General features: G+C 45.4%; 17 protein-coding genes. 6 read left to right on the forward strand and 11 right to left on the reverse strand.

The window, feature by feature from the left end; translation table 11 throughout:
* Positions 1–67 precede the first annotated feature (67 nt).
* Positions 68–673: a beta-phosphoglucomutase family hydrolase gene (locus EXZ60_RS12400; protein ID WP_096037098.1), complete on the forward strand. Its 606-nt coding sequence runs from the start codon at positions 68–70 to the stop codon at positions 671–673.
* A gap of 27 nt (positions 674–700) precedes the next feature.
* On the opposite strand, the gene EXZ60_RS12405 is transcribed toward EXZ60_RS12400, so the two are convergent.
* Together EXZ60_RS12405 and EXZ60_RS12410 are read right to left on the reverse strand one after the other, a co-directional pair.
* Positions 701–1,174, reverse strand: a complete 474-nt coding sequence (locus EXZ60_RS12405; RefSeq protein WP_017046439.1) for an FKBP-type peptidyl-prolyl cis-trans isomerase — start codon at positions 1,172–1,174, stop codon at positions 701–703.
* 19 nt (positions 1,175–1,193) lie between these two features.
* Positions 1,194–1,820 (reverse strand): thiol:disulfide interchange protein DsbA/DsbL, encoded by a 627-nt coding sequence (locus EXZ60_RS12410; RefSeq protein WP_105976952.1) that lies wholly within the window; start codon positions 1,818–1,820, stop codon positions 1,194–1,196.
* Positions 1,821–1,974: 154 nt separating this feature from the next.
* Between EXZ60_RS12410 and EXZ60_RS12415 the strand changes: the two genes are divergently transcribed.
* Positions 1,975–2,592 (forward strand): OmpA family protein, encoded by a 618-nt coding sequence (locus EXZ60_RS12415; protein ID WP_277435780.1) that lies wholly within the window; start codon positions 1,975–1,977, stop codon positions 2,590–2,592.
* A gap of 113 nt (positions 2,593–2,705) precedes the next feature.
* On the opposite strand, the gene tkt is transcribed toward EXZ60_RS12415, so the two are convergent.
* Positions 2,706–4,700 carry a transketolase gene (gene tkt / locus EXZ60_RS12420; protein ID WP_277435797.1) on the reverse strand — a complete coding sequence of 665 codons (1,995 nt, stop codon included), beginning with the start codon at positions 4,698–4,700 and terminating at the stop codon, positions 2,706–2,708.
* A gap of 75 nt (positions 4,701–4,775) precedes the next feature.
* On the reverse strand, positions 4,776–5,726 hold the full coding sequence (tal, locus tag EXZ60_RS12425) for a transaldolase (protein WP_277435781.1): 951 nt from the start codon (positions 5,724–5,726) through the stop codon (positions 4,776–4,778).
* A gap of 455 nt (positions 5,727–6,181) precedes the next feature.
* On the opposite strand from tal, the gene EXZ60_RS12430 reads away from it, so the two are divergent.
* On the forward strand, positions 6,182–7,174 hold the full coding sequence (locus tag EXZ60_RS12430) for a sugar-binding transcriptional regulator (RefSeq protein ID WP_019283151.1): 993 nt from the start codon (positions 6,182–6,184) through the stop codon (positions 7,172–7,174).
* A gap of 150 nt (positions 7,175–7,324) precedes the next feature.
* The gene (locus tag EXZ60_RS12435) at positions 7,325–8,617 is read left to right on the forward strand and encodes a glycoside hydrolase family 18 protein (RefSeq protein ID WP_199868100.1); all 1,293 of its coding nucleotides are present in this window, start codon (positions 7,325–7,327) and stop codon (positions 8,615–8,617) included.
* Between the two features lie 55 nt (positions 8,618–8,672).
* Here the strand turns inward: EXZ60_RS12435 and EXZ60_RS12440 are convergent, their stop codons facing one another.
* From EXZ60_RS12440 to moeA, 3 genes are read right to left on the reverse strand one after another with little or no spacing between them, the layout of a single operon-like run.
* Entirely contained in the window at positions 8,673–9,557 is an 885-nt protein-coding gene (locus EXZ60_RS12440) for a sulfurtransferase (protein ID WP_185762054.1), read from the reverse strand.
* A gap of 35 nt (positions 9,558–9,592) precedes the next feature.
* The gene (gene moeB, locus EXZ60_RS12445) at positions 9,593–10,342 is read right to left on the reverse strand and encodes a molybdopterin-synthase adenylyltransferase MoeB (RefSeq protein ID WP_277435782.1); all 750 of its coding nucleotides are present in this window, start codon (positions 10,340–10,342) and stop codon (positions 9,593–9,595) included.
* A gap of 8 nt (positions 10,343–10,350) precedes the next feature.
* Entirely contained in the window at positions 10,351–11,586 is a 1,236-nt protein-coding gene (gene moeA / locus EXZ60_RS12450; RefSeq protein WP_017046934.1) for a molybdopterin molybdotransferase MoeA, read from the reverse strand.
* Between the two features lie 152 nt (positions 11,587–11,738).
* On the opposite strand from moeA, the gene folE reads away from it, so the two are divergent.
* Complete coding sequence (gene folE / locus EXZ60_RS12455; RefSeq protein ID WP_013867838.1) at positions 11,739–12,392, forward strand: GTP cyclohydrolase I FolE; 654 nt, start codon at positions 11,739–11,741, stop codon at positions 12,390–12,392.
* 113 nt (positions 12,393–12,505) lie between these two features.
* On the opposite strand, the gene msrB is transcribed toward folE, so the two are convergent.
* The 3 genes from msrB to EXZ60_RS12470 form a co-directional block, all read right to left on the reverse strand.
* On the reverse strand, positions 12,506–13,639 hold the full coding sequence (msrB, locus tag EXZ60_RS12460) for a peptide-methionine (R)-S-oxide reductase MsrB (protein WP_064626179.1): 1,134 nt from the start codon (positions 13,637–13,639) through the stop codon (positions 12,506–12,508).
* Positions 13,640–13,784: 145 nt separating this feature from the next.
* Positions 13,785–15,533: a formate--tetrahydrofolate ligase gene (locus EXZ60_RS12465; protein WP_064626178.1), complete on the reverse strand. Its 1,749-nt coding sequence runs from the start codon at positions 15,531–15,533 to the stop codon at positions 13,785–13,787.
* 118 nt (positions 15,534–15,651) lie between these two features.
* Positions 15,652–15,795: a hypothetical protein gene (locus EXZ60_RS12470; protein ID WP_013867835.1), complete on the reverse strand. Its 144-nt coding sequence runs from the start codon at positions 15,793–15,795 to the stop codon at positions 15,652–15,654.
* 132 nt (positions 15,796–15,927) lie between these two features.
* Here EXZ60_RS12470 and EXZ60_RS12475 point away from each other — a divergent pair, with 132 nt between their 5' ends.
* A complete protein-coding gene (locus EXZ60_RS12475; RefSeq protein ID WP_088729640.1) occupies positions 15,928–16,662 on the forward strand; it encodes an RNA methyltransferase in 735 nt (244 codons plus the stop codon).
* 127 nt (positions 16,663–16,789) lie between these two features.
* On the opposite strand, the gene fdxA is transcribed toward EXZ60_RS12475, so the two are convergent.
* On the reverse strand, positions 16,790–17,113 hold the full coding sequence (gene fdxA / locus EXZ60_RS12480; protein WP_010318513.1) for a ferredoxin FdxA: 324 nt from the start codon (positions 17,111–17,113) through the stop codon (positions 16,790–16,792).
* Between the last annotated feature and the right edge of the window lie 84 nt (positions 17,114–17,197).

Genomic DNA, 17,197 nt, shown 5'->3' on the forward strand with positions numbered 1-17,197 from the left:
CGTGACACAATAGTGGAACTTTTATTTTGTTGATTCCCATAGAATTTGTTAGAGGCGCTCTGTAAACATGATTGAATTAGAAAATTACCAAGGACTTATTTTTGATATGGATGGTACGTTGCTTGACACCATGCCAGCGCATTTAGAGGCTTGGTCAAAAACAGCGCAACATTTTCGTTTCCCATTCTCAGAACAGTGGTTGCACAGTTTAGGTGGCATGCCTAGCGCTAAAATCGTTTCACAAATCAATAAGCTGCACGATCTCAAATTGGTGCCAGAGCTGGTCGCTCAATTTAAAATGGCGGCATTTTCTTCTATCGAAAATAGTGGCGAGGTAATTTCTTGTACTCATGAAGTTGTTGAGCAGTTTTATGGTAAAAAGAAGCTTGCGGTTGGGACTGGAAGCCAAAGGCAAAGTACACTCGCATTGCTTAAAAAGTCTGGGCTATTAAATCGCTTTGATGCTGTAGTAACGGCGTCTGATGTTGAAAACCATAAGCCGAATCCAGATACATTTTTGCGTGCAGCCTTTTTATTAGATCTCGAACCTAAGCATTGTGTGGTATTTGAAGATACTCATTTAGGTAAACAAGCCGCTCACGCTGGAGGAATGGATTGTGTGATGGTAGAGGAAGGAAAACTGGTGTTTTATCCAGTCCCTTCTCAAGAATAGAGCCGCGTAATGCGGCTCAACACCGCTTTACTGGATTTCAATTAATTCCACATCAAAAATCAGTACGGATGCAGGTGGGATAGGGCCGCTGCCACTTTTGCCATAACCTAAATTACTGGGTATAAACAGGCGCATTTTTTGTCCTTCCACCATCAGTTGTAGACCTTCCTGCCAGCCTTGAATCACCTGCTTCAAACCAAACACAATCGGGTCGTTACGTTCAACTGAGCTATCAAACACCGAACCGTCAAGTAAAGTACCGTGATAATGCACTTTTACACGACTGTTGGCTTTCGGATGAACGGTGCCAGTACCTTGTTGGAGTACGAGATATTGTAGGCCACTTTCGGTTGTTATCACGCCATCTTGCTGAGTATTTTCAGCCAAAAACGCTTGGCCTTTAGCAAAATTTTCATCGGCAATTTTGTGGTTATTCCACGTACGATAGATGAAAAAGCCAGCCAGTAAAAAAATAATAATTGGAAATACAAATTTAGACATATTTTTAAAGCCTTGTGGATTAGGGGTGAGTCAATAAATATGAGATGGTATTCGCGATATCTGCTACATCTTTATGACCGGAGGTGATGACTAAATATTTGCCTTTCACAATAAAGGTTGGAACGGCATTGATTTGGCCTTTTACTGAAATATCATCAGCGAGCTGAATCTCTTGGAATAACTGTTTTTGCTGCTCATCATCTAACGAATACGGGCTGATTAGCCCTCGTTGGCTGAAGGCCAAATCAATCGCTTCTTTACGCTCACTTAACGTTACTTCTTCATCCATTTGCACGACCGAAAATAGCTGTTCCATCATGGCATGATCGGGAATTGCTCCTAGTTGCATCACGGCTGAATAGTAAATCATGGCTCCAATCTGTGCGCCTTCGTTAAAGGTGACATGCAGTTTACCAAATGTTTCACCTGTTATTTTCTCTAGCTCTGGGATGACCTTTTCCATTGAACGACAGTGTCCGCAAGTCAGCGAAAACACTTCCGTGACGGCTGGCAGGCGGTATGTTGCAAGACTTACGGGAAGCTCATCATATTGTTTCCCTTTTTGTGGCGTAGTGTTGTCACCGCAGCCTGCTAGAATCAGTAGTGTTGTGATGAGAGCCAACCAATAGCGTGTGTTTTTTTTCATAACGAGTATTGAGTTAAAAAAGAATACTTGAATTCTAACGGCTTACCGTGACAAGGAAAACAGAAACAACCACGAAATTGCTACCAAATATATATAAAGTTTTACAGTCTTGGCCGATACAGTTTAGGTAGTAAGAGAATGGAGTGATGCTTGAATGAAGTATTTAGCCTTACCGTTATTGATGTTGTTAACGGGGTGTGGAACATTAGCCACCGCAGATCGGATGTTTAGCGACAATCTATTGGATGCAGCGCCAAAAGGTGATTTTGACGTGCTCTATCCCGAATGGGGCTATGCGCCGAAGATTGCTTCAACAGGTGTTCAAGGCCCGATGGGACAGCAGCGCGTGAGTAGCTATGATTCTTTGCAAAGTTTTTTATTGAAGAATGGCGTTGATTACGAGGTTCTCCCGGGTAACCACATTATGGTTAAATTGAAAGATACGGTGAAATTTGAAACGGGCTCGTCCACCGTCTCCTCTGGCTCTGGTGATTGGCTTACTATGATGGGACGTTATTTAGCCTCAGAACCCGGCATTGATATTGTGATTGATGGCCATACGGACAGTACTGGAGCGCCAACCTTTAATGATGGTTTGTCTGAACGCCGTGCTAAAGCGGTAAAAAGCACTTTAGTGAAAAGTAATGTGGCGATTGACTCTATTTTTACCCGTGGATATGGTGAATACGTTCCGGCTTGTACGAATAAAACCAATGCAGGTAAAGCATGTAACCGTCGTGTGGAAGTGTTATTTATTGTTTCCAATAATTAAGTTATGCCTTTTGGTGGCGTGCCTTTTAAGTGATGTATCTCTTTTCACACGCGACAAGATCAAAAAAGCCCAGCGAATGACTCGCTGGGCTTTTGCATTAAAAACTAAACGACTTAAGCAAGCAGCTCTTGTGCTTGTTTCACCACGTTTTCAGTTGTAAAGCCGAACATTTTAAACAGTTGATCCGCCGGTGCTGACTCACCAAAGGTAGTCATACCGATGATCTTGCCGCCAAAACCAACGTACTTGTACCAGAAATCCGCGATACCTGCTTCAATAGCGATACGCTTAGTCACGGCTGCTGGTAGTACGGCTTCGCGGTAGGCTGCGTCTTGTTTATCAAACGCATCGGTCGATGGCATCGAAACTACGCGCACTTTCTTACCTTCTGCTGTAAGTTGCTCTGCGGCTTTTACCGCCAGTTCAACTTCAGAGCCAGTGGCAATCAGGATAAGCTCAGGCTGACCCGCGCACTCTTTTAGGATGTAACCACCTTTCGCGATATCCGCAACTTGCGTTTCATTGCGTGGTTGCTGCGCTAGGTTTTGACGAGAGAAAATCAGCGCTGATGGGCCATCTTTACGCTCAATCGCCAACTTCCATGCGACGGCTGATTCCACTTGGTCACACGGACGCCATGTGCTCATGTTCGGTGTCAAACGCAGTGAAGCCACTTGCTCAACCGGTTGATGGGTTGGGCCATCTTCACCCAAACCAATCGAGTCATGGGTGTAGACTTGGATGTTCTGAATCTTCATCAGCGCGGCCATTCGCATTGCATTACGGGCGTATTCCATAAACATCAGGAAGGTTGCGCCGTAAGGAACGAAGCCACCGTGCAGCGCGATACCATTCATGATGGCAGTCATACCGAATTCACGCACACCATAGTGAATGTAGTTACCCGAGAAATCTTCCGCCGTGAGCGATTGAGAGCCCGACCACATGGTGAGGTTAGACGGTGCCAAGTCCGCCGAGCCGCCCATAAATTCTGGCAGCATTTTACCAAACGCTTCCAGCGCATTTTGTGACGCTTTGCGTGACGCAATATTGGCTGGGTTAGCTTGAAGGTCAGCAATAATTTGACTCGCTTTCGCTTCCCATTCTGCTGGCAACTCGCCATTTACGCGACGTTTGAACTCAGCGGCTTCGGCTGGGTAAGCGGCGGCGTAGGCTTCAAACTTGGCGTTCCAATCGGTTTCTTTCGCTTGGCCAGCTTCTTTGGCATCCCACTGCGCGTAAATGTCGGCAGGGATGTGGAAAGGTGCATGCGGCCAACCCAGGAATTCACGCGCCGCTTTGATTTCCTCAGCGCCTAAAGGGGCACCGTGACAGTCGTGTGAGCCCGCTTTGTTTGGCGAGCCAAAACCGATGATGGTTTTGGTGCAAATCAAGGTTGGACGAGGGTCTGCTTTCGCAGCCTCAATCGCGGCATTAATCGCTTCAGCGTTATGGCCATCAACCGCAGCAATAACATGCCAGCCGTACGCTTCAAAACGTTTTGGCGTGTCATCAGAGAACCAGCCTTCCACATGACCATCGATAGAGATGCCGTTGTCATCCCAAAACGCAATCAGTTTGCCAAGGCCCAGTGTGCCGGCCAGAGAACACGCCTCGTGCGAGATGCCTTCCATCAAACAACCATCACCCATGAACACATAAGTGAAGTGGTCAACGATGTCGTGACCCGGTTTGTTGAACTGCGCCGCCAGTGCTTTTTCAGCCATCGCCATGCCGACCGCATTGGTAATACCTTGACCCAATGGGCCCGTGGTGGTTTCAATGCCCGGCGCGTAACCGTATTCTGGGTGACCCGGTGTTTTTGAGTGCAATTGACGGAAGTTTTTCAAATCATCAATCGACAGCGCGTAACCGCTCAGGTGCAATAAAGAGTAAATCAGCATTGAGCCGTGGCCGTTTGACAGCACAAAACGGTCGCGGTCAGCCCATTGCGGGTTTTGTGGGTTATGGTTTAAGTGGCTACGCCAAAGCACTTCAGCGATATCCGCCATACCCATCGGTGCACCAGGGTGACCAGAGTTAGCTTGTTGAACACCGTCCATACTAAGAGCACGGATGGCATTGGCTAATTGTTTACGTTCCATAATAATTACCGACAAATAATAGAGTTAGAAAGGAAAGGGGAACGTTAATCGTTCCCCAAATTTTAATTCGTAAGTGGATTACAACTTGGCTGCAATCATGACTTCAAGTTTGCCTTGGTCAATGGCAAAGTTACGGATGCCTTCCGCTAATTTTTCTACGGCCATTGGGTCTTGGTTATGTTCCCATAGGAACTCTGCATGGGTCATTGCTGAAGGGCGTTCTTTGTTACCTTGAGAGTCAATCAGTTTTTCAACCACTTCACCTTCAGCTGCTTCGAGTTCTGCCAGTAAAGAAGGGGCAATAGTCAAACGATCACAGCCTGCTAGCTCTAAAATTTCACCAATATTACGGAAGCTTGCGCCCATCACGACTGTCTTGTAGCCATGCTCTTTGTAGTAATTGTAAATAGCAGTCACGGACAATACACCAGGATCTTCTTGCGGTGCAAAATCACGGCCTTCTTTGGCTTTATACCAATCCATAATGCGGCCGACGAATGGAGAAATCAGGAATACGCCTGCTTCTGCACACGCGCGTGCTTGAGCAAAGGAGAATAATAGAGTCAGGTTACAGTTGATGCCTTCTTTTTCAAGGATCTCTGCTGCGCGAATACCTTCCCAGGTTGAAGCCAGTTTGATCAAAATACGGTCGTTAGTAATGCCAGCATCGTTGTACATTTTGATCAGTTGGCGCGCTTTTGCCACGCTGCCTGCCATATCATAAGAGAGGCGAGCATCGACCTCGGTAGAAATACGCCCTGGAATCGTTTTTAAGATCTCTTTACCGATATTGACAGCAAGCATGTCACAAGTATCTTGAACTTGTTGAGCCTTGTCTGAGCTCTGTGTTTTTGCGTATGCGATAGAAGCATCAATCAGTGGCGCGTATTCTGCAATTTGAGCCGCTTTAAGAATGAGAGATGGGTTAGTGGTCGCATCTTCTGGTTGGTATTTTTTGATTGCGTCAATTTCACCAGTGTCAGCAACAACAGTCGTCATTTTACGAAGTTGCTCTAATTTATTGCTCATATCGATCATCCTATTTCTTTGGGCCAAGCCAGATTTTGAGTTTGCTGGGCATTTGCAAGCGGGTTAGCAATCACATAGTCATGTCTTACACATGCCAGAAAAGCTAACTCAATTATTTCCAGCGACCGAACATTTGTGTTGAACATTTGCTCGTTCGTTGAGTAAATGATGTAGCCATATTTATCTTATCCACTGGGAAAGTCAATCGCTGTTCTGAGGTTATAGTGATATCAATCAACTATTTTTTTGTGAATTAATCTCAGTGCTGATAAATAAACGTTTGCTTAGATTTATCAAGGGTTGAAAGCGAACGTTACTGTGCATTGATTAGAGTGAGAAAATGTAATTTCCGTGAGCAAATGTTGCAAAGTAAATGAGGCTTAACCTATGCTAGGTCAATGAGCAAATGCTCAATTGTCGTTATTCTGCGCACAATATTGACCATGAGATCCCGTATGACCACTCCCAATCAAGACATTTCTATCGAAAATACTGACTTATTAACTGAAATTTCAGTGGCTTATTACCAAGATGGTGCAACTCAAGAAGAGATCTCGAAAAAGTTTTCTCTTTCACGAGCCAAAGTAGGGCGAATGCTTAGACAGGCACGCGATGAAGGGATTGTCGAAATTACGGTGAAATATCACCCTGTTTTTAGCGCCAAAATTGAGCAGCGACTGATTGAACGCTTTGGCGTAAAACGTGCGCTGGTTGCACTTGACCAACCTAGCGAAGAGTTGCAGCGCCAACAAGTGGCGGGGTTGGTTTCCAATTACCTGACCAGTACGCTAAAAAACGGCATGGTTGTGACCGTTGGTCAAGGCCGAAATGTATCGGCCGTTGCGCATCATATTGGCGTGATCACACCGCGAGAGTGTAAGTTTGTCTGTAGTATTGGTGGCATTCACCCAAGAGGTGGGATGTTTAATGCGGATCATATCTGTCGGCAACTGGCCAAAAAATACGGTGGAAGCTCTGAAACGCTTTATGCGCCTGCCTATGCTGAAAATCGCGAACAAAAATTGGCGTTTATGCAAAATGCAACCGTCAAACAAACCTTAGATTTAGCACGTAAGGCAGACATTGCGTTAGTGGGTATTGGGGATATGAGTGAAAACAGCTACATGGTCGATCTCGGTTGGTTTACCGCCGATGAAGTGGTGCAGTCGCGTTTACAGCAAGGTGTGGTGGGGGATTTCGCTGGTTATGATTTTTTTGATATCCACGGTAAAGCTGCCAATACGGTGATGAGCGATCGTGTTATTGGGTTAGGGATTGACGAATTTCGACCGATTGCTGAGGTGATCGCTATCGCGGCTGAAAACAGCAAACCTTTAGCGCTGCTTGGGGCGCTACGCACCGGTGCAATTGATGTGATTGCCACCAGCGTAAGCAACGCGTTAACGGTATTGAATTTAGATGAGCAGATACAAACCGTCATTGGTTAGTGGATTCAGGTTAGTGAATTTAGGCTCATAAATTAATCTGCAATAACTGTAACGTGATTTTAAGATCTGAGTTTGGCTCGCATTGGCTGATTATTTTTAAACTTAAAATATATTTCTCTGCTGTATTGACGCAAACCCAAGGAGAAACTTATGAACAAGTTGATGATCGCCCTTCTTGTTGTTGCGTCATTTAACGCTACCGCAGAGACAACCAAACCCGTCGTGGCGGGCTACTTTGCTGATTGGCAATATGAAAATGAGGAAAACCCCTACACAGTTAAAGATATTCCAGCAGAGAACTTGACTCATGTTATTTACGCCTTTTTGAGTATGTGTGGCCCCCATTCTGGAGCCAGTGAAACCGTACAAAAGCAAATCGCTAAGCAATGTGAAGGAAAAGCACCATTTAGTGCGATTGTTGTTGATACTAAATCCGCACTAGAAAAAGAGTTTGGCGCAGTCAATGTACCAGTTCCTTACAAAGGTCACTTCGCTCAACTTGCACAAATGAAGAAAGACTATCCGACGCTTAAGATTCTGCCTTCATTTGGCGGCTGGACAATGTCTGAACCGTTCCACGCAATGATAAAAGATCCTGCTACGATCAAGCATTTTTCCAAAACAGCGGTTGAACTTATAGAGCAGTACGCCTTCTTTGACGGCATCGATATCGATTGGGAATATCCGGGTGGTGGCGGTTTAACTACTTCGCCTTGGAATCCGGATACGAAATTAACCGACGAACAAAAAGAAGCAGAAAAACAGGCCTATACCGAGCTGATGAAAACATTACGTGCTGATTTGGATACGTTGAGTAAAAAGACGGCTCGCCACTATGAACTTTCTACTGCTGTTGGTGTTGGAGCGAAAGCGGCTCAGATAGATTGGCCCGCCGTATCCCCTTATTTAACCAATATGTTTGCGATGACTTATGATTTTCTGGGTGGTTGGGGAACGCAAACGGGCCATTTAACCAATTTACATGCGACGGATCGCAGTTGGTGGGGAATGGGAGCCGATGTGTTTATCAATCAAATGATCGAATTGGGTATACCAAGCGAGAAATTGGTTATCGGCGCGGCGTTTTATGGACGTGGTTGGCAAGGCACTCAAGATTATGAGGGTGGTTTGCCTACGGCTGATCTCGTGTCTGAGCAGGGAGCGCCGTTTGGGACCGGTGAAAATGGCTATTTCATGTTCTGGGATTTGATGAAAAATTATCGCGCGGCACAAGGGTATCAATATGGTTACGATCAAGAATCGCAAGCACCATATTTATGGAATGCAGAAAAGAAAGTATTTATCTCGTATGAAGATGAACGTTCAGTGCGCGCCAAAGCCAAATGGGCAAAATCAGCGAAGCTAGGGGGAATTTTCACATGGGAACTTTCAGGTGATCCTTCAAATGAATTGATCAAAGCAATGGCTGATGAGTTGAAATAGCACGCTTTGTAAAACATGATCAAATCCCCACAATGATGGGGATTTGATTCAGAGACTAAAGCTCAATAGGCAGCTCAGTGCGTTGCCCCCATTCTGTCCACGAACCATCGTAAACGCACAGTTTTTCGTAGCCGCAAATTTGCGCAGCCAGCAGCACAATACAGGCGGTTACGCCTGAGCCACAACTGAAAATGTATTGCTCTTTTCCAGCAGCCAGCGTCGCTTGCATAATAGGTTGTAGATCTTGCGGTGATTTAAGCTTATGCCCATTCATCAACTCTGTAAAAGGTAAGCAAATAGAGTGAGGAATATGGCCGCTGCGCACGCCTTCTCTTGGTTCTTTCATTTGACCCAAAAAACGGGCATGTGAACGTGCATCAACAGTTAAGCTCTCTGGGTTCTCTATTTGTGCAAGCACATAGTCTGCGTTCACAAAATAGCGAGGATCGAGCGTGCCATGGAAGTTTCCGTGTTTAAAGGCATGTGTGTACTCTTTTACAACGGGTAAACCTTGGCGTTTCCATTCGGTTAATCCACCATCAAGAACGTATACCGACGCATGTCCCATCGCTTTGAGCATCCACCATGCCCTCGGTGATGCAAACGTCCCGCTATTGTCATAGACAACGACGATCGAATCGTGGTTTAAACCGATCGATTGTGCTAATTGGTTAAAGCGATCTTCACTAGGCATCATATGAGGTAGTGGCGATTGTAGGTCACAGAATTCACCATCATAATCAAAGCGCCGAGCGCCGGGAATGTTATGCAGAGTATCTTTCTCAGTTTTACTGGGAATTTGGAATTCAATACTGCAATCAAGAACAACGGTGCGCGGGTCGCCTAACTTTTGTGCTAGCCATTGGGGGGAGACGAGTGGTGACATGAGTTTAACTCTCCTATTGTGTGGGCTGATGCGGTGGACGAACGAGAAAGACATTATTGAGTCTTTGTCTTTTATTTACTATTTACTATTTACTGGCAAGTCTGGCAGTGAGCGAGTTTGATCAAGTTCATTTCTCTCCACGTCATTGTAAGAGCGTCCAACATCAAAATTTTGCCTTGTTTTACCTGCCCATATTGAGCGATCACTTTGATCGCTTCCATCGCTTGTACCGCGCCAACAATCCCGACGACAGGAGCCATTACGCCCGCTTCGACGCAAGTGAGTACGTTACTACCAAAAAGAGCGCTTAAACATTGGTAACAGGGCTCGTCTGGGTGTTGATACATAAACACGCTGACTTGCCCTTCCATACGAATCGCAGCACCAGATACCAGTGGTGTTTTAGTTTGAAAGCAGATTTTATTCAATTGGTTACGAGTATCAAGGTTATCTGATGCATCCAGCACCAAAGAATGCTGTTCAATTAATGCTTTCAATTGTGCATCTTCAAGGCGTTGATCAACGGTATTTACCGTTAAATACGGGTTAAGCATACGCAGTGACTCTGCCGCTGAGTCCACTTTTTTACGTCCAATATCGGCATCGCTGTGCAGCACTTGGCGCTGTAAATTAGAGAGCTCAACCACATCATCATCGATGAGCGTGAGTGAACCAACACCTGCCGTGGCAAGGTATTGGCTTGCAGCGCAGCCCAATCCTCCTGCGCCAAGAATTAAAATAGAGCTTTGTTTAAGTGCTTCCTGTCCTTCAAAATCAAACTGTTTGAGAATGATTTGTCGGTTGTAACGCAGTAGCTCTTGATCAGATAGGATCTCCATAGTGATCCTTAATACAAGCTGGGATTAAAAAGTTGGATATTGACGGTTTCGCCCACTTCCACTCGGCCACGATCTTGTTCTAACACCACAAAACAGTTGGCGAGACTCATCGAACGAAATGCCCCCGAACTTTGGTTTCCGGTAGTTTCAACAACAAACTGGCCATTTTCAATTGTGTAAATACCGCGTTGGTAGTCAGTACGACCCGGTGATTTTTTAAAGGCATTTTTAGTGATGGCTGGAATGGACTCCGGTGCTTTCCACTGAGTGTGTCCAGCCAATTTAGCCAGCATAGGTTGCACCAAGACGTATAGGGTTAATACGGCTGAGACGGGGTTGCCAGGTAAGCCACAGAACCAAGCATGATCTAATGTTCCAAATGCAAACGGTTTGCCCGGTTTTATTGCCAGTTTCCAAAAACCGATTTCTCCGAGTTCTTGCAAAATATCTTTGGTATAGTCAGCTTCGCCTACACTTACGCCGCCAGAAGTAATAACCACATCGGCCAAATGTTGAGCTTTATCGAAGGTAGCTTTTAAAGTGGCAGGGCAATCAGCAATGATCCCAAGATCAATCGCTTCACAACCAAAATTCTCAATTAATGGTTTAATGCCATAACGATTACTGTCATAGATTTGCCCCTCAGCAAGAGGTTCACCGAGTGGTTTTAGCTCATCTCCAGTTGAGAAAAAGGCCACTTTAGGTTTACGAAAAACGGTCACATGGCTGATGCCGAGTGTGGCAATCATTGGGATATCACGCGAAGTCAAGCGAGCCCCTTTATGTAGCACTACATCGCCTTGTTTGATGTCATCACCAGTGGGGCGAATATTTTGCTGAGGCTTTGCATTCGGCTGTAGAAAGCAGATACCATTTTCGTTTTCGGTCGTTTGCTCTTGCATGATCACCGCGTCGCAACCAGCTGGAATTTTCGCGCCAGTCATAATTCTCACGCAACTGTTGGCTGGCCACGGCCCTTCAAATGGAAGACCGGCAAAAGATTTGCCAGCCAGCGGCAGGGTGGTTGACTGTTGCAGGTCAGCTAATCGAATAGCGTATCCATCCATCGCTGAGTTATCGAAAGGCGGCACAAAAATGGGTGAGAGTAACTCTTCGGCCAACACATAGCCTAACGCGTCGGCTAGCGGTAGTTTCAGCGTCGTTTGGATGGGTTTGATATTCGCTAGCATTGTCTCTAACGCTTGTTCGATAGGCATTAAGCCCGGTGAATCACAACAGCCCATGGTCGGTTCCTATAGCTTTTTTCTTTGCGAGGACTTTATCATACATTGCTTACGGGCAATAATGACCATCCTTAAAATATGGATGTAATTATTCAAAATTCCGAGTATCCTTGTCTGCCATCCGAAAGGGGTAAAAAGTAAGAGGAATCGGAATGCTAGGTCTTAGCGAATCAGCAAAGTTGGTCAAAGATGCGCTAGAGAGCCGAGGTTTGGAAACGCCTATGCGTCCAAATGAGGTTACTCGTGAAGAAAAGAAAGAAAAAATCGAACACCATATGCGTGAGATCCTCACACTACTCGGTCTTGACCTGACCGACGACAGTTTAGAAGAGACGCCCCATCGAATTGCGAAAATGTATGTGGATGAAGTGTTTTCTGGCCTTGATTATCAAAACTTCCCCAAAATTACTGTGATCGAAAACAAGATGAACGTCAGTGAAATGGTGCGCGTAAAAGAGATTACCGTGACCAGTACCTGTGAGCATCACCTAGTGACTATCGATGGTAAAGCCGCGGTGGCGTATATCCCAAGAGGCAAGATAATTGGTCTTTCTAAGATTAACCGTATTGTACGTTTTTTTGCTCAGCGCCCCCAAGTTCAAGAGCGAATGACACAGCAGATTCTGGTGGCTTTGCAAACCTTACTCGGTTCAGACGATGTCGCGGTCACCATTGATGCCACTCATTACTGTGTTAAGTCACGTGGTGTTATGGATGCGACCAGTGAAACGACCACCACAGCATTAGGCGGTATTTTTAAATCTAACCCTGCCACCCGCGCCGAATTTTTCCATGGTTTACATTAATCGAATCTCAGTTGAGTCCATCGATTAACGTTGATCAACTAAAAAAGCCCTCGCAAGTGAAGCCGAGGGCTTTTCGTTTTACCACGCACGCTTTATTGAAACAGAGCCAAATTTTATTTAAACAGAACCAAGTACTCGCCATAGCCTTCAGCTTGCATCGCCTCTTTTGGTACAAATCGCATCGCGGCAGAGTTCATGCAGTAGCGTAAGCCGGTTGGTGCTGGTCCATCCTCAAAGACATGACCTAGGTGAGAATCTGCAAAACGGCTACGCACTTCGGTTCTGGTATAAAAAAGCCGAGAATCGCTTTTGGTCGCAATATACGCTTCATTAATTGGCCGAGTAAAACTGGGCCAGCCCGTACCAGAACGGTATTTGTCGGTAGAAGAGAATAATGGCTCTCCGCTGACTACATCGACATAAATACCATCGGCTTTGTTATCCCAATACTCATTGTTAAATGCGCGTTCAGTACCTTCTTCTTGCGTCACGTAATATTGCAAATCAGTCAATTTGGCGCGTATCTTTTCATTCGAAGGTTTGGTGTATACCTTAACGTTGTTTTGCATTTTTTGTGCTTCGATCAATTGACGTAAGGTTTTTGGATGCTCATTACGATCTTTACCGAAGATGGCATCAAGATATTGGTCACGTCCGGAAGCATGACGGTAGTAGGTGTAACGTACTTTGCTCTTTTTATAAAAGTCTTGGTGGTACTCTTCAGCAGGCCAAAATTGGCTATATTGAATCAGCTCTGTTTTGAGCGGCTTTTTGAAGATCCCTAGCGCATCGATTTCTTGCATAAAACGCTGCGCGGTCTGCTTCTGTTCACTGTTGTGATAAAAAATGGCAGGTCGATACTGTGGGCCTCTATCAACAAACGAGCCTTGATCATCCGTCGGATCAATGTGGCGGAAAAAATGATCCAATACATTCTCGTAGCTGACGACTTGCGGATCAAAGGTCACTTGAATCACTTCAATGTGGCCCGATTTTCCTGATGAGACTTGTTTATAGGTAGGGTTTTCAAGGCTGCCACCCGCATAACCAGAGACAACGCTAATGACACCGTTGAGTTTTTCAAGATCAGATTCTGTACACCAAAAACAGCCCCCAGCTAATGTCGCGATTTGCTGATTACCAATGCTGGGCATGGTTTTAGGCTGAGTTTCTGCTTGGCTAAATAGCGAAAACAGAATAGGCACAATAAGTGCTATTGAGAATATAAAGGGAGTAAAACGTTTCATAACCGACCTTACTTATTTTTTATTGATACTGGTAAAGAACGGTGAAAAGCGCAAAAAATTACAGAGAAAGAAAACAAATAGCGTGAAGAAAACCTTTCTGAGCCCGAAGATTTGTGCTCAGAAAGGTTAATTTCGAACAATAATATCAGGTTAGGCCGATAATATTTCCTTTAGAATCAATGTCTAAATACATGAAGGCGGGTTTTTCAGGAAGGCCCGGCATGGTCATCACGTTGCCGCATAGCGCATAGATAAAGCCAGCACCCGCACAGAGCTTTAATTCGCGAATCGGTACATCAAAACCTTTTGGTGCGCCTTTAATCGCAGCGTTGGTTGAAATTGAAAGCGGCGTCTTCGCCAAACAGACAGCAAGTTTACCGTAACCTTGCTCTTGCATGTTGTGCATTTGACGTCGTGCTTTATCACTAAAAGTGACGCTTGCCGCGCCATAGCCCTTTTTCGCTACGGCGTTGATCTTATCTTCGATCGTCTGCTGTGCTTGGTATAACGGTGTGAACGTACTCACTTTTTGACACTGCTTAATGACTTTGGAAGCAAGCTCAGTCGTCCCTTCGCCTCCAAGAGCAAAACCTTCACTCAGTGCAACCTCTACCTGGTAGGGTAGTGCGTGAATCATCATTGCGAGCTGCTCAAGCTCTTCTTGGCTGTCTTGTGGAAAGCGGTTAATGGCAACCACGGCGGGTATTCCATACTTACTCACATTTTCAATATGCCATTTGAGATTTTCAAAACCGGACACCAACGCGGCATGGTCTGGCTGAAATAGAGTGTCGGGAACTGGCTGGCCGGGACGCAATTCATACAGACCAGAGTTCGCTTTTAAGCCGCGAAGTGTGGTGACGATAACGGCGCAATCTGGCGCTTTCCCAGATGTCGCGGCTTTAATATTACACGCCTTTTCAAATCCCATATCAGAGCCAAAGCCGCCTTCTGTTACAGTAAATTCGGCTAACCTTGTGGCGATGTCATCAGCGATAATAGAAGAGTTACCGTGCGCGATATTGGCAAAAGGCCCGGCGTGAATCAGTGTCGGTACGCCTTCTAACGTTTGCATTAATGTAGGTTCAATCGCCTCTTTCATACTGACAGCCATCGCCCCAGCGACTTGTAAATCTTCGGTGGTAATCGGTGTACCATGGTGACTATAGGCGACGACAATCCGCCCAATCCGTTGACGCAGATCGTTTAAGTTTTTGGCTAATGCAAGAATCGCCATTAGCTCAGAAGCCGCTGAAATATCAAAACCATCTTCACGCTCAAAGCCATTGATTGATTTATCCGTTTCATTTCGGCCAACGGTAACCATGCGCAATGCGCGATCGTTGTGATCCATCACTCGCTTCCAAACCACATTATTTGGGTCGATACGCAGTGCTTTCATTGCGGTGCGCTGTTCGAAATCGTCATAACCAAGGCGCTGTTCGTGATAGATCCGGGCATCTATCGCCGCTGCCGCTAGGTTATGCGCGGCTGTGACGGCGTGGATATCGCCAGTGAGATGCAAATTGAGCTCTTCCATTGGTGCCACTTGTGAATAACCGCCGCCAGCGGCTCCGCCCTTAACACCAAAGATTGGTCCCATTGAGGGTTGACGAATACATGCCATCACCGAATGACCCAATTTTGCCATTCCTTGTGATAGGCCGATGGTCGTGACGGTTTTTCCTTCCCCTAATGGCGTTGGGGTAATGGCAGTCACAAGGATTAACTTTCCAACCGTTTGTGTTTGCAAACGTTCAAGGCAACTTAATGAAATTTTCGCCTTAAAGCGGCCTTGGCTGTGGAATTCGCTGGCGGTGAATCCTGCTTTGTTAGCGATAGCCTCTATGGAGGTTAATGAAGTGGCGCGGCAAATTTCAATATCAGGCAGCATAAAACCCTCATTATTTAGTATTGTACGGGTTGGGAGAACGTTTGCGTCGCGATAATAACGTCAAAAAATGGGTTGTAAAGTTATTTGATGAGTGGATTATAAACTAATGTCTGAGCTTTTAGCTCGATTCTTCGTTCTCTTTTGTGTCATTGTCGTTGGGCTCTTTATGATGATCATCTTCAAGTTGATCACTATCTTGTTGATCATAATGCTTGACGACAAAGGGGGTTAACATAACGGAAGAGGGAAGAAAACGTTTCATATGGATTTCCTTGTTTGTTAGTAACTGAACATATGGTATTGAAACTCGACTTACACTGCTTTAGCTCTGACGGCCTTTACTCTATAATGCGGCGTTTTTACTAGGCCAACCTTACCTCACTGCGGATATTTTATGATTTCAAAAAACCAACTGAAACTACTTCGTGCTTTAGGCCAAAAGAAACAGCGCAAGGCTCATGGCCTGTTTTTAGTGCAAGGCGAAAAGAACGTGTTGGAATTGATTAACAGCCAACTGACGGTAAAGCAGGTTTTTGCCACTGCGGAGTTTATCGCACAAAACCGCGTTGAGCTTAGTGTTTTTGAATGCATTGAGGCCACATTAGATGACTTAACCAAAGCCAGCACTTTGGTGAGCAATAATGCGGCAATCGCCGTCGTTGAGATCCCCGAAGTGACGGTGCCTGAAGCAAAAGGATTGATGATCGCTCTCGATGGTGTTTCTGACCCCGGTAATTTAGGGACGATTATCCGTGTCGCTGATTGGTATGGCATTAAACACATTGTCGCTAGCCACGATTGCGCCGATCCATACAATCCCAAGACCATCAGTGCCACCATGGGTAGCTTTGGGCGTGTTACGGTGAGCCAAGTGGATTTGAGTGCTTATTTACAGAGTTCAAATCTACCTGTTTATGGGGCTTTTTTAGAAGGTGAGAGCGTACATCATACGAAATTTGCAGCAGAAGGGATTTTATTGATGGGCAGTGAATCGCATGGTATTCGTGCCGAAGTGGCTCAATATGTCACCGACAAAATCACCATTCCCGCCTTCGGGGGAGCAGAGTCACTTAACGTAGCAATGGCTACGGGTATTATTTTGGATAACCTGCGCCGCCAACATCACTAGATCAAACCAAGATCACTCGGTCAATAAGTAAAGCTTAAAAGTTGTTGCTTTGGATTGTCGTCAAAAAGCGTGATAACGGATGCCGTGTTTGCGCTTTTTTTATAACGCTAGTTATAAAAAGAAAAGACTACTTCTCTAACATCCCCAGTTTGTTTGGCACGCCATTCCATTTTTCAGCATCATCCATGGCTGGTTTGACTTCGGTTTGCACCGGCCATATATCGGCAAGCTCAGCATTGAGTTCGATGTAAATCTTCTGATCTTCTGGGAGTTCATCTTCTTGAAAGATAGCTTGAGCTGCACATTCAGGAACACATAAACCGCAATCAATGCATTCAATGGGGTTGATCACCATAAAATTGGGGCCTTCGTGAAAGGCATCTGCAGGGCATACCGCGACACAGTCAGTAAATTTACATTGGATGCAATTATCCGTTACGACAAACGCCATGATGATCAGCTCTTAGTTAGTCAAAAATGAAGAATGGGGATAATACGCATCCCAAGTTAAATTTCAACATCCAACGCTATGAAT

The sequence above is a fragment of the Vibrio sp. 1151_11 genome, from assembly GCF_029478525.1.
Lineage (GTDB): Bacteria > Pseudomonadota > Gammaproteobacteria > Enterobacterales > Vibrionaceae > Vibrio > Vibrio anguillarum.